Source organism: Palleronia aestuarii, assembly GCF_003253995.1.
In the GTDB taxonomy this organism is placed as follows: Bacteria; Pseudomonadota; Alphaproteobacteria; order Rhodobacterales; family Rhodobacteraceae; genus Palleronia; species Palleronia aestuarii.
The window spans coordinates 101,497-113,892 of the sequence record NZ_QKZL01000004.1; the positions used below are offsets into that span (position 1 = coordinate 101,497).

Annotated in this window: 18 protein-coding genes; 14 read left to right on the plus strand and 4 right to left on the minus strand. The window is 67.5% G+C overall.

What is annotated here, in order from left to right:
* Nucleotides 1-131: 131 nt before the first annotated feature.
* On the plus strand, nt 132-1,136 hold the full coding sequence (locus tag LX81_RS06365; protein WP_111536471.1) for a GlxA family transcriptional regulator: 1,005 nt from the start codon (nt 132-134) through the stop codon (nt 1,134-1,136).
* Nucleotides 1,137-1,142: 6 nt separating this feature from the next.
* Nucleotides 1,143-1,751, plus strand: a complete 609-nt coding sequence (locus tag LX81_RS06370; RefSeq protein WP_272939473.1) for a nucleotidyltransferase family protein — start codon at nt 1,143-1,145, stop codon at nt 1,749-1,751.
* Here the strand turns inward: LX81_RS06370 and LX81_RS06375 are convergent.
* Entirely contained in the window at nt 1,741-2,169 is a 429-nt protein-coding gene (locus LX81_RS06375) for a hypothetical protein (protein ID WP_146259398.1), read from the minus strand. The genes LX81_RS06370 and LX81_RS06375 overlap by 11 nt on opposite strands.
* A 167-nt stretch (nt 2,170-2,336) precedes the next feature.
* Between LX81_RS06375 and LX81_RS06380 the strand changes: the two genes are divergently transcribed.
* From LX81_RS06380 to LX81_RS22110, 3 genes are all read left to right on the plus strand, one after another.
* Nucleotides 2,337-2,786: a globin domain-containing protein gene (locus tag LX81_RS06380; RefSeq protein ID WP_111536473.1), complete on the plus strand. Its 450-nt coding sequence runs from the start codon at nt 2,337-2,339 to the stop codon at nt 2,784-2,786.
* Nucleotides 2,787-2,941: 155 nt separating this feature from the next.
* On the plus strand, nt 2,942-3,940 hold the full coding sequence (gap, locus tag LX81_RS06385) for a type I glyceraldehyde-3-phosphate dehydrogenase (RefSeq protein ID WP_111536474.1): 999 nt from the start codon (nt 2,942-2,944) through the stop codon (nt 3,938-3,940).
* Nucleotides 3,941-4,194: 254 nt separating this feature from the next.
* Nucleotides 4,195-4,356, plus strand: a complete 162-nt coding sequence (locus LX81_RS22110) for a hypothetical protein (protein WP_170133859.1) — start codon at nt 4,195-4,197, stop codon at nt 4,354-4,356.
* A gap of 80 nt (nt 4,357-4,436) precedes the next feature.
* On the opposite strand, the gene LX81_RS06390 is transcribed toward LX81_RS22110, so the two are convergent.
* Complete coding sequence (locus LX81_RS06390; protein ID WP_111536475.1) at nt 4,437-5,042, minus strand: biotin transporter BioY; 606 nt, start codon at nt 5,040-5,042, stop codon at nt 4,437-4,439.
* A gap of 67 nt (nt 5,043-5,109) precedes the next feature.
* Nucleotides 5,110-5,544 carry a DUF6314 family protein gene (locus LX81_RS06395; RefSeq protein WP_234822510.1) on the minus strand — a complete coding sequence of 145 codons (435 nt, stop codon included), beginning with the start codon at nt 5,542-5,544 and terminating at the stop codon, nt 5,110-5,112.
* A 54-nt stretch (nt 5,545-5,598) separates the two neighbouring features.
* On the opposite strand from LX81_RS06395, the gene purB reads away from it, so the two are divergent.
* From purB to LX81_RS06430, 9 genes are all read left to right on the plus strand, one after another.
* Nucleotides 5,599-6,906 carry an adenylosuccinate lyase gene (purB, locus tag LX81_RS06400; protein WP_111536476.1) on the plus strand — a complete coding sequence of 436 codons (1,308 nt, stop codon included), beginning with the start codon at nt 5,599-5,601 and terminating at the stop codon, nt 6,904-6,906.
* The gene (locus LX81_RS22115; protein WP_170133860.1) at nt 6,903-7,055 is read left to right on the plus strand and encodes a hypothetical protein; all 153 of its coding nucleotides are present in this window, start codon (nt 6,903-6,905) and stop codon (nt 7,053-7,055) included. Before purB ends, LX81_RS22115 begins: the two co-directional genes overlap by 4 nt.
* A gap of 79 nt (nt 7,056-7,134) precedes the next feature.
* Entirely contained in the window at nt 7,135-7,293 is a 159-nt protein-coding gene (locus tag LX81_RS22120) for a hypothetical protein (RefSeq protein WP_170133861.1), read from the plus strand.
* A 126-nt stretch (nt 7,294-7,419) separates the two neighbouring features.
* Entirely contained in the window at nt 7,420-8,520 is a 1,101-nt protein-coding gene (locus tag LX81_RS06405) for a flagellar motor switch protein FliG (protein WP_234822511.1), read from the plus strand.
* Between the two features lie 72 nt (nt 8,521-8,592).
* Entirely contained in the window at nt 8,593-8,898 is a 306-nt protein-coding gene (locus LX81_RS23300; protein ID WP_111536707.1) for an SH3-like domain-containing protein, read from the plus strand.
* Complete coding sequence (locus tag LX81_RS23305; protein ID WP_373280272.1) at nt 8,882-9,178, plus strand: SH3-like domain-containing protein; 297 nt, start codon at nt 8,882-8,884, stop codon at nt 9,176-9,178. The genes LX81_RS23300 and LX81_RS23305 overlap by 17 nt, the downstream gene beginning before the upstream one ends.
* On the plus strand, nt 9,168-9,806 hold the full coding sequence (nthA, locus tag LX81_RS06420; RefSeq protein WP_111536477.1) for a nitrile hydratase subunit alpha: 639 nt from the start codon (nt 9,168-9,170) through the stop codon (nt 9,804-9,806). The genes LX81_RS23305 and nthA overlap by 11 nt, the downstream gene beginning before the upstream one ends.
* Nucleotides 9,803-10,717, plus strand: coding sequence for a DMT family transporter (locus LX81_RS06425; protein ID WP_234822512.1), 915 nt, complete (start codon nt 9,803-9,805; stop codon nt 10,715-10,717). Before nthA ends, LX81_RS06425 begins: the two co-directional genes overlap by 4 nt.
* Complete coding sequence (locus LX81_RS06430) at nt 10,701-11,609, plus strand: lysophospholipid acyltransferase family protein (protein ID WP_111536478.1); 909 nt, start codon at nt 10,701-10,703, stop codon at nt 11,607-11,609. The genes LX81_RS06425 and LX81_RS06430 overlap by 17 nt, the downstream gene beginning before the upstream one ends.
* A gap of 8 nt (nt 11,610-11,617) precedes the next feature.
* Here LX81_RS06430 and LX81_RS06435 read toward each other — a convergent pair whose 3' ends face one another.
* Entirely contained in the window at nt 11,618-12,313 is a 696-nt protein-coding gene (locus LX81_RS06435; protein ID WP_111536479.1) for a DUF1223 domain-containing protein, read from the minus strand.
* Nucleotides 12,314-12,396 lie beyond the last annotated feature (83 nt).

Consider the following 12,396-nt stretch of genomic DNA (forward strand, 5'->3'; position numbering starts at 1 on the left):
CCGGCGGAGTGAGGGTATAGGCAGCAGAGCGCATCTTGGGAACCGTCAATATCCCGGGCGGTCGTCTTCGCGGGCTTGATAAGGCCCCGCAAAGCTGGTTCTGTCGGCCGCGGCACGAGCAAGAGAGACAGATGGGCCCCGAGGACGACGAGATCACGCTCCTGTCGGAACCGGGCAAACCCCGCCGATTCGTCTTCGTGCTCCTCAACAATTTCACGCTCCTCTCCTTCGCCTGCGCCCTCGAGAGCCTGCGCATCGCCAACCGGCTTGTCGGCCGTCCGCTCTACGACTGGACGCTCGTGAGCGAGACGGGGGAGGCGGTCTGCTGCTCGGCCGGAACCGCCTTCGCGATCGACGGCATTCTGCCGGAAGTGGCGCACGATTCGACGATCCTCGTCTGCGGCGGGACCGACATCGCCGCCTCGACCTCCCGGCGCGTCCTGAACTGGCTGCGACGGGAAGCGCGGCGCGGGCCCGTGGTGGGCGGGCTCTGCACCGCGGGCTACACGCTCGCGCGGGCGGGACTGCTCGACGGCCGTCGCGCCACGATCCACTGGGAGAACCACGACAGCTTCGCGGAGGAGTTCGACGAGGTCACGCTGACGAAATCCGTCTTCACGATCGACGGCAACCGGCTGACGACGGCGGGCGGCACCTCCTCGATCGACCTGATGCTGAAGCTCATCGCCGACGATCACGGCGAGGATCTCGCCAATGCCGTTGCCGACCAACTGATCTACAACTCGATCCGCACTGACCAGGACACGCAGCGCCTCAGCGTTCCCACGCGGATCGGCGTGCGCCATCCGAAGCTCGGGCAGGTGATCCACATGATGGAAGCCAACATCGAGGAGCCGATCAGCCCCGCGGCACTCGCCCGCGACGTCGGCATGTCGACGCGCCAGCTCGAGCGGCTGTTCCGCCGCTACCTCGCCCGTTCGCCCAAGCGCTACTACATGGAAATGCGGCTGCAGAAAGCGCGCAATCTCCTGATGCAGACGGACATGAGTGTCATCAACGTCGCGCTCGCCTGCGGCTTCACCTCACCGTCGCATTTCTCCAAGTGCTACCGGTCGCATTACGAGACGACGCCTTACCGCGAACGCGGCACGCACGGTACGCGGGCCCAGGCCTAGCCGCCCGTGGGAAGTCCATCGGCCGATCTCGTCATAGCGATCCTTGCCGCCGGCGCGTCCTCGCGGATGCGTGGCGGCGACAAGCTGCTCGAGCCCGTCGAGGGCCGCCCGCTTCTCCGCCTCCTCGCCGAACGCGCCGTCACGCTCGGCCTTCCCGTGATCGTCACCCTGCCCCCCGACGCTCCAGCGCGTCATGCGGCGCTAGGCGGCATACAGGCGCGGCCGCTCGTGGTGCCCGATGCGGCGACCGGCATGGCCGCGTCGTTCCGGGCGCTGGCGCGGGAAGTGCCCGAGGAGACCGCGCTGATGATCGTGCTGGGCGACATGCCGGAGATCACGTCGGACGACATGGGCCGCATCGTCGACGCATGGCGCGCGGATGGAGGTCTCCGGGTCGCACGGGCCACGACGCGGGACGGATCGGAGGGCCAGCCGCTGATCCTGCCCGCCCGGCTCGTCCCGGCCCTCCGCGGGCTCGAGGGAGATCGCGGCGCGCGAGCGGTCGTGGCCGGGGAGGACAATGTGAAGGTTCCCCTGCCCGGAAGCCGCGCCACCGTCGATCTCGACACGCCGGAAGCCTGGGCCGCCTGGCGCGCCGACGGGCCTAGCCGATGACGCCGATGCGGTTCATCGCGCGGGCGTAGAGCCACAGAAGCAGGCCGAGTACCGCGGCACCCACGAGGATCCAGAGGGCTTCGGGACCGGCGACGTCCTCCACGTCGGGCGTGGCGAAAACATAGGCCCAGATCGCCAGGACAGTCAGCGCAATGAAGCTGATGAAGAGCATGAGCGGCGCAAAGCGCGCACGGACCGCCATCAGAAGCGCGCCGAGAAGCCCGGCCCAGACGGATACCGCCCAGGTCCCGTCGATCCAGTCGGGCATCCGCTGGACGTATAGTTCCTGCCGCGCGCTGAGATTCTGCATCCAAAACGGCCAATCCATCTGCGTCGCGGTGTAGTCGAGGCAGCCGAAGAGGTGCCAGAAGAAGGCGAGCGTGACGATCAGCCAGAAATGCCACGGTGTCGGATGCATCGATGTCCCCTCGATCGTTTTGTCCAATCTGCCCCGACCCGGCGGCCGGGTCCAGTCCTTCGCGGGGGGTGAGCGCCGACAGAGTCTTTGCGACGAAATGCCGCTTTCTTAATCATCTATGAACTTTTCTAGCAAAGGTTGTATTGTGTCATGCGGAGAGTGTCGTCATGCCGATTACCATCGAAGAAACACTCGCGCTGAGCTTTACCCGCCTTCTTCCGGTCAAGCGCCGCCTCGGGCAGACCTTCTACGACCGGCTCTTCGAGCAGGCGCCGTCCCTGCGACGTCTCTTTCCCGAATCGATGGCGTTGCAGCAGGAAGCGTTCTTTTCGACCCTTTGCGCGATCGTGCGGGAAGCCGGTCACCCCGAAGGCCTGCGACCCCGACTGCTTGCGCTGGGAGAACGGCACGCGGCCTACGGGGCCGAGGCGGAGCATTTCGGCCTCGTGGGCGATACGCTGCTTGAGGCCCTGCGCGAGACGATGCCCGGCGGTCTCTCGGCGGTGGAGAATGCGGCCTGGAGCGAAGCGATCGCGTCGGTTTCGGAGACCATGATCGAGGGGCTCGAGGCGGAGAGGATGCGGAGCAGCGGTCCCGTTCGCGCCGCTCGGCCTTGACGCCACGGCCTCATTCCGACGCCCATCCAAGGCCCCAAGCGATCGGCTCCGAAGACCTCCGCACCTGCCCGTACAGTTGACGCGGCGGTCGAATTGTCCTTCAAGCAAGGCCGAAAGGCTCCTTTCGGGGCAATGATGCAAACGGAGGTCACACCATGACAGTCAAGGTCGCCATCAACGGGTTCGGCCGGATCGGCCGCAACGTCCTGCGCGCCATCATCGAGGCGGGCCGCGACGACATCGAGGTCGTGGCGATCAACGATCTCGGCCCCGTCGAGACCAATGCCCACCTGCTGCGCTACGACAGCGTCCACGGCCGTTTCCCGGGCAAAGTGACGACGGGCGACGACAGCATCGACGTGGGCCGCGGCCCGATCAAGGTGACCTCCATCCGCGATCCGAAGGAGTTGCCCTGGGAGGGCGTCGACGTGGCGCTCGAATGCACCGGCATCTTCACCTCTGCGGAGAAGGCCGGGATGCACCTGGAGAACGGATCGACCCGCGTCCTCGTCTCCGCCCCCTGCTCGGACGCCAACAAGACGATCGTCTACGGCGTGAACGAAGGCAGCCTGACGGCGGAGGACAAGGTCATCTCCAACGCGTCCTGCACCACGAACTGCCTCTCGCCGGTGGCAAAGGTGCTGAACGACGCGATCGGGATCGAGCGCGGGTTCATGACGACGATCCACTCCTACACGGGCGACCAGCCGACGCTCGACACGATGCACAAGGATCTCTACCGCGCCCGCGCCGCGGCGCTCAACATGATCCCGACCTCGACGGGCGCCGCGAAGGCCGTCGGCCTCGTCCTGCCGGAGCTTGCAGGCAAGCTCGACGGCGTGGCGATCCGGGTGCCGACGCCGAACGTCTCGGTCGTCGATCTCACCTTCACCGCGTCGCGCGACACGAGCGCGGAGGAGATCAACGAGGCCATCCGGAGCGCCGCCGACGGACCGATGAAGGGCATCCTCGGCTATACCGACGCGAAGCTTGTCAGCATGGACTTCAACCACGACGCCCATTCCTCGATCTTCCACATGGACCAGACGAAGGTGCTCGAAGGCACGATGTGCCGGATCCTCAGCTGGTACGACAACGAATGGGGCTTCTCGAACCGCATGGTCGACACCGCCGTGGCGATGGGCAAGCTCTGATCTCGAGACATTTTCTCGCCGCGTGTTGCACCTGCAGCACGCGGCTTGATCCTGAAAATCGGCACTCGGCACACCGTCCGCAGGAAAACCGAGCAGTTTCAGGGGGATGTTCGCGGTAACATCCAGTTTACCCGCTCTGCAATTGCTGCATGGCAGCATAGCCGTTTGCGCGCGTTGTTCACGATCCTCGCCACATCCATCTTCGTCTCAAGGCACAAGACGTGCCGCAGATTCATACCGACGAGGATAAGACCATGAACTTCCTGAAGACCCTCGGCGAGGCCGCCCGCAAGCGCAACGCCTATCTCCGCACCCGCCATGCGCTGCGGACCCTGCCGCTCGATACCGCGCTCGATCTCGACATCTATCCCGGCGACGCCGACCGCATCGCGCGCCGCTCCGTCTACGGGGCCTGATGCACCATCCGCGCCGTCGCGCGCAGTTCAGCCACAAATGACCGGGCAGGCATCGCGCCTGCCCGTTCGCGTTCCGGGGTTCAGCTCCGGGCCCCGCCCACGAGTTTCCAGAGGGCGGGCAGGAGCAGCGCCGCGAGAGCGAGCTTCAGCGCGTCGCCCAGGAGGAAGGGTGTGAGGCCCCATGCGAGGATCGGCGCGTCCCAGCCGTAGAGCTGTCCGAGCCACGCGAGACCCGGCAGGTAGATCAGGGCATTGCCGATCAGCATGGCAAGCGCCATCCAACCCGCGCTCCGATCCCAGCCGCGCCGCGCCAGCGCACCGAGCGCCAGCGTCGCGAGGACGTAACCCACGAGATAGCCTCCGGTGCTGCCCGTCATGTAGGCGATCCCGTTCAGCTCCGCGGTGGAGCTCTGGAACACGTCGAAGCCCAGCGCGCCTACGAGCATGTAGCCCAGGATCGTGGCGAGGCCGAGCCGCGGACCGTAGGCCGCGCCGATCGACAGCACCGCGAAGGTCCCCATGTTGATCGCCACAGGCGAGCCCGGCACCGGCACCTTGATCTGCGCCATGAGCGTCAGCAGCGCGATCCCCGCCACGACGAGTGCCCCTTGCCGGACGCGTCGTCCCGCTTCCGACCGGCCCCCGATCGCCTCGACCAGCACCTGTCCCGTTGCCGCATGAGCCATTCTGTCCATCCTTGAAGTACCGACTTCGGGGGATTTGACACGGGCCCGGCATTCGTCGCAAGCGCGATCAGTCGCGATCGTACCGGCCGATCAGGGTATATTCCTTCCGCGGGCCCGACACGCGCCACTCCGCGGTCCAGCGCGGCCAGTCCGATAGATCGTAGCGCACGTGGTAGCGATCGGGCGGGCAATCGTGATGTGCCTCGGGCGCGCTCAGGTCCGGATCGAACGTATGGAAGGCGCGCCCGTCCGAAAAACGAACGGCGATCCGGGCGCCGGCCTCCTCCCAGCGATAGGCTTGCCGCGCCTCGAAGGCGGCTTCCGCGGAGAACCGCAGGAGGCCCGCTTCCGAATAGTCGAGCCCGCCTTCCACCGGGGCGAAGGTCGCCCGGCCGTGGAACTGCCCCTCTCGGCCCCCGCGCGCATCGAGGATTCGCCGGTCGAGCCGCCATTCTCCCGTGAAATCGAAGAGGTCCGGCAGCACCGCCTCCCTTGTCGGCATGGTTGGCGCAGTCTAAGAGGCGCGCGCCCGTCCCTCAACCGAAAGGCCCGCGCCATGATCCCCCGCTATTCCCGCCCCGACATGGCCGCCATCTGGGAGCCCGCGACGAAGTTCCGCATCTGGTACGAGATCGAGGCCCATGCCTGTGACGCGATGGCCGATCTGGGCGTGATCCCGCGCGAGAACGCCGACGCCGTCTGGAAGGCGAAGGACGTGGAATTCGACGTGGACCGCATCGACGCCATCGAGGCGGAAACGCGCCATGACGTGATCGCCTTCCTCACCCATCTCTCGGAGATCGTGGGGGCGGACGCCGCGCGTTTCGTCCATCAGGGCATGACGTCGTCGGACGTGCTCGACACGACGTTCAACGTGCAGCTCGTGCGTGCCTCCGACATTCTCATCGCCGATCTCGAGGCGCTGCTCGTCGTCCTCAAGCGTCGCGCCCTCGAGCACAAGGACACGGTCCGCATCGGCCGGTCGCACGGCATCCACGCGGAGCCCACCACGATGGGCCTCGTCTTCGCGCGCTTCTACGCGGAGATGGACCGCAATCTCAGCCGCATGCGCGACGCGCGGGCGGAGATCGCCACGGGCGCGCTGTCGGGCGCCGTGGGGACCTTCGCCAATATCGACCCGGCCGTGGAGGAGCATGTCTGCGACAGGATGGGCCTCGTCCCCGAACCCATCTCCACGCAGGTGATCCCGCGCGACCGCCACGCCGCCTTCTTCGCCACGCTGGGCGTGATTGCGTCGTCGATCGAGAGCATCGCGACGGAGATCCGCCATGGCCAGCGCACCGAGGTGCTCGAGCTCGAGGAGTTCTTCTCCAAGGGGCAGAAGGGCTCCTCGGCGATGCCGCACAAGCGCAACCCGGTCCTGTCGGAGAACCTCACTGGCCTCGCGCGGCTCGTGCGGATGGCCGTGGTCCCCGCGATGGAGAACGTGGCCCTCTGGCACGAGCGCGACATCTCCCACTCCTCGGTTGAGCGCAACATCGGGCCCGATGCGACGGTGACGCTCGATTTCGCCCTCGCCCGCCTCACGGGTCTCGTCGACAAGCTCGTCGTCTATCCCGCGCGGATGGAGGAGAACCTGCACAAGTTCCGCGGCCTCGTCATGTCGCAGCGCGTGCTCCTCGCCCTGACGCAGGCGGGCGTGAGCCGGGAGGACGCCTACCGCCTCGTGCAGCGCAACGCGATGAAGGTCTGGGAGGAGGGACGCGACTTCAAGACGGAGCTCCTGGCCGATCCGGAAGTGACCGCCGCGCTTTCGGAGGCCGAGATCGAAGAGAAGTTCGACCTCGCCTATCACACGAAGCACGTGGACACGATCTTCGCGCGGGTGTTCGGCGAGCCGTGAGAGAACGTCTTCTCTCTCTCGTCGAAGCGCTGCTGGACTACGGGCCCGACCCCGTGTCGCAGCGCTACTACGAGTGGAAGACCCGCCTATATCAAAAACTCGCGCGCGAGCAGGTGGCGCAGACCTACATCCCGCGCCGCCGCCGCTGAACCGCGACAGGCCGTCGCTTCCTTTTCTCCGCCATCATGCTACGCTCGGTTCATTGGACAGCCATGAAGGAGTGTTCCGATGACGATCAAGACCGCCCTGACCGCCTTCGCCCTCGTTCTCGCGCCCGGCCTCGCGCTAGCCGAGTGCGACTGGTCGAAACAGACCGCCTCGATGTCCTGCGCAGACGGCATGACCTACGATTCCGCGACACAGGCCTGCGTTCCGACGACGAGCTGACGAGACTCGATCCGCGGCGGAACAATCCGGCATTTTCCGCCGCGGATCAAAGGTTGCTTAACCGGCCCCCGTTAAGCGTTTCCGTGATCGCGCGCGATCATGAGGAAATCTGGGGGTACGAACGGCATGGCGACAGATGTTGCGCTGAGATCGATGTCGCAGGAGCCGGTCGAAGCCGCCGGCCAGACGCGTCGCATCGCCGGATTCCCGACCGCCAACGAACTGACCCGTCGCCAGAAGGCGGCCATCGTGGTGCGCCTGCTTCTGGCCGAAGGCGCCAAGCTGCCGCTCTCCGAATTGCCCGAGCCGCTCCAGGCCGAACTCACCACCCAGATGAGCCAGATGCGTTTCGTGGACCGCACGACGCTCCGCGAGGTGATCGAGGAATTCGCCTCCGAACTCGATTCGATTGGCCTGAGCTTTCCGGACGGCCTCGAGGGCGTGCTGAAACTTCTCGACGGAGCGATCTCGCCGGAGATGGCCGCGCGGCTGCGGATGCAATCGGGCGTTATCTGGGGCGACGATCCATGGGACACGATCGCCCTGATCGAACCCGAACGCCTGCTGCCGGTTCTCGAGCGCGAGAGTGCCGAGGTGGGCGCGATCATCCTGTCGAAGCTCAAGGTGATGACCGCCGCGCAACTCCTGGGTCAGCTGCCCGGCCCGCGCGCGCGGCGTCTCTCCCTCGCCGTGTCGGAGACCGCGAACGTCTCGCCCGATACCGTGCGACGCATCGGCCTCGCGCTCGCGGCCGACCTGCAGGCCGAGCCGCCGCGCGAATTCCCCGCGGCCGCCGTGGAACGGCTGGGCGCGATCCTCAACTTCTCGCAATCCGTGACGAGGGAAGACGTGCTCGCGGGCCTCGACGAGGAGGATTCGGAACTGGCCGAACAGGTCCGCCGCACGATCTTCACGTTCGAGGACGTGCCCGCGCGGATCGCCGAGCGCGACGTGCCGTTCATCGTGAAGGCCGTCGATCAGGATCAACTCGTCATCGCCATCGCAGGCGCCACGCCGCGCACGCAGGCCGCCGTGGACTTCCTGCTCGCGAACATGTCGAAACGGATGGCCGACATGATGCGCGAAGGCGCCGCGGATCTCGGCAAGGTCGCCCCGAAGGAGGCGGAGGCCTCGCAGACAGCGATCGTTGGCGCGATCCGCGACGCGATCGAGCGCGGCGAGATACAGATGATCGATCCGGATGCGGACAAGGATGACGCCGCCTGAGGCGTGGACAGGACCGGGACCGCGGCCTAGGGTGCGGTCATGCAACCCGACGTTCCCTCGCATTGGCACGACATGGGCGGCGGCCCCGCCGGGTCCGTACCCCGGGCCGAGCACGATTTCGCCCTCTGGGAGAAACGCGTCGACGCCCTCATGGTCCTGATGTCGAACAAGGGCCATTTCACCGTCGACGGCCTGCGACGCGCGCTCGAGGAGATGGGCGAGACGGCGTTCGAGACGATGAGCTACTACGAACGCTGGATCGCGGCCATCAACCGCAACCTCGTCGCGGCGGGCGCCTACGACACGGCGGAGCTCGCGGCCCGGATGGAGGAGGTCGCCCGGCGCGGCGCGACCTACGGCGATGCCCAATCGCGTTGAGCCGGGCGCGCGCGTGCGCGTCCGCGACTGGTCGCCGCCCGGCCATGTCCGCGCGCCCGCCTATCTGCGCGGCCGGACCGGCATCGTGGAGCGCGCGCTCGGCGCCTTTCCCAATCCCGAGCGGCTGGCCTACGGACTTCCGGCAGAGGAGCGCGGGCTCTGGCGCGTGCGCTTCACCATGGCCGAGCTCTGGGGCGCGGCGGCGGAAACCCCCGAGGATACGCTCGACGCGGAGATCTACGAGCACTGGCTCGAAACGGGAGAGCCCCATGCCGCATGACCACGCGGAACACCTGTCGCCCTCCGGCCACCCCTACCGCCCCGACGACGACGGGCCCCTGTCCTACTGGCAGGTGATGGAGATCGCCGTGCGCGAGCTTCTCGTCGAGAAGGGCCACGTCACCCCCGAAGAGATCGCAGCGCAGATCGAGGCGATGGACGCGCGCAGTCCCGCGCAGGGCGCGGCGCTCGTCGCGCGTGCCTGGTGCGATCCGGCCTTCCGCGACCGTCTGATGGCGGATGCCTCCGCGGCGAGCCGGGAGATGGGCTTCGACATCGGCGCGCTTCACCTCGTGGCGGTCGCCAACGACGCCGTGACGCACAACGTCGTCACCTGCACGCTCTGCTCGTGCTATCCGCGAAACCTGCTGGGCCTGCCGCCCGACTGGTACAAGTCGCGCGCCTATCGCAGCCGCGTGGTGCGCGAGCCACGTGCCGTGCTGGCGGAATTCGGCCTAGACCTGCCTCCCTCGGTGCGCGTCCGCGTCCACGACAGCACCGCCGACATGCGCTACGTCGTGATCCCTGACCGGCCCGCGGGCACGGACGGGATGTCGGAAGAGGCGCTCGCGGCCCTCGTGACGCGCGACAGCATGATCGGCACCGGCCTGCCCCGAACGCCCGCGTGAAGGCCGGCGGCTCGGATCCGGGCCGTGGCATCGCGCTCATGCTGTCGGCCGTGCTCTGCTTCACGGTGCTCGACGCGACCGCCAAGTCGATCGCCGAGGATGCGGGCCTCGTCATGGCGCTCTGGTCGCGCTTCCTCGGGCAGGCGGTGGTGGTCGCGCTGATCGTGGCACCGCGCGGGACGGCGCTTCTGAAGACGCGCTATCCGAAGCTCCAGGTCCTGCGCTCCGCCTTCCTCCTGATGGCCACGACCTTCTTCTTCGCGGGTCTCGTCCGGATTGGGCTTGCGGAGGCCACGGCGATCTTCGATGTGAGCCCGGTCCTCATCACGCTCGGCGCGGCGCTCTTTCTCGGCGAGCGCTTCGGCGTGAGACGGGCGGCGGGCGTCACGGTATCGCTTGCGGGCGCGCTCGTCATCATCCGCCCGGGCACCGACGTGTTCACCGCCGGGGCGTTCCTGCCGCTCTGCGCGGCGGTCTGCTATTCGGGATACGCGCTCGCCACGCGCTTCGTCGGCCGCGACGAGAACGCATGGACCTCGCTCTTCTACACCGCACTCATCGGCGCGGCGGCCCTCTGCGTGATCGTCCCGTTCCACTGGCAGACGCCCGCCCCGCCCACGATCGTCAAGATGCTCGCCATCGGGTTCTTCGGGGCGGCGGCGCAGTTCCTCTTGATCCGCGCGCTGCAGGTGGCCGAAGCGAGCGCCATCGCGCCCTTTTCCTACACCGCCATCGCCTTCGCCTCCCTCTGGGGGTTCCTCTTCTTCGGCGAGGTGCCGGACGGGATGACGTTCCTCGGCATGGCCATCATCGCGGCAGCCGGACTTTACGTCTGGCATCGCGAGGTCCGCTCGGCTACCCCCGGGCCCGAGACGCGCCCGGAGGCCCAAGCCCGTGGAACATACCCCTAGACGCTTCGACCGTGTTCAGGACATCGCGATCCGCGCCCTGCTCGGCCTCGTCCTGGCCGTGCCCTACCGCTACCGCATCCCGCTCATGGGGCGCCTTTGCAGCAGCGTCATCGCGCCCATCGCGGGGTGGCGGCGGCGCATCCGCTCCAACCTCGCCCATGCCTGCCCCGACCTGCCCCCTGCGGAGGTCCGCCGCCTGCAGCGCGCCGTGCCCGACAATGTCGGCCGGACGCTGATCGAGATCTATTCGGGCGCCGAATTCAAGGCGCATGTCGCGGGAACGCCGCTTTCGGGCCCGGGTCTGGAGCCCCTTCGCGACGCGCGGGAGGCGGGCCGGCCCGTCGTGCTCGTGACCGCCCATCTGGGCAATTTCGACGCGTTGCGCGCGGCGCTCTTCCATCAGGGCGTGCCGCTCGCGGCTCTCTATCGCGAGATGAACAATCCCCATTTCAACGTGCATTACGTGGCCGCCCTCTCCGCCATCGGCACGCCGCTCTTTCCCAACAAGCGGCGCGGTGTGACGCAGTTCGTCCGCCACATCGCCGACGGCGGCGCGGTTGGGATCCTCACCGACGTCTATTCCCGCAAGGGGGCGGACGTGACGTTCTTCGGGCAATCCGCGCCCACATCCGTGGCGGCCTGCGACTGGGCGCTGAAGTACAACGCGCTGGTGATCCCCTGCTACGGCATCCGCAAGCCCGACGGGCTCAGCTTCGACATCCGGCTCGAGGCCCCGGTCGAGCACAGCGATCCGGTGACGATGACGCAGGCCATCAACGACAATCTCGAGCTGCAGGTGCGCCAGCACATGGAGCAGTGGTTCTGGGTCCATCGCCGCTGGAAACCGGAACGCCGCCGGAAGGGCGCCACGCGCGACCGCAGATCCGCCTGACGCGCCGCCTATTCCAGCGACGCCGCCGCCACGATCTGCCCGAAGCCCTCGTATTGCACGATGACCGCGACGGGCCCCTCGGCCGCGACCTCGAGATGAAGCGGCGCCTGACCGTCCCAGGCGCCGAGCGTCCGCCATTCCCGCACGACGTTGGCGTAGTCGATCGTCAGGCCCGCATTCTCACCGCGCGTGATCTCGACCCGCTCCGCGGGGCTGTAGCGGACGAGCTGCACGACCGTCTCCTTCTCGAGCGGATCGGTCGCGACCGCGTCGATCACGAGCGAACCGCCCTTCCGCGCGAGGTCGATCGAGACGGGATCGGGGCGTTCCGCGTGCTTCTGGATCAAATCCATCAGCTGGACCGGCTTCGCGCCGACGACGTGGTCGGTTCCCGACACGATCATCTGGGGCGTAAAGATCGTCCGCGACCCGGCCACCCGCGCATAGGCCTTCTGCCGTTTCGTGAAGTCGGGATCGGCGAAGATGTCGACCCAGCCGATGTAGTCCCAGTAATCGATGTGGAGCGCCAGGGGCAGCACGCCCTCGTGGTCCGCGAGATCGGCGATCATCGCGTCCGCCTCCGGACAGGCGGAGCAGCCCTGCGAGGTGTAGAGTTCCACCACGACGGGCTGTTCGGTGGTTCCGGCGAACGCGCCCGCGAAGGGCACGAGGCCCAGAAAGACCGCGATCACGGCTGCGCGCATGTTGAACTCCGATCCGCGGCTGGTCCGGCGCAAGCTAGGAGCCGTGCCGGGTTGAAGCCAATCAAGGTTTTGCGAGAGACGCG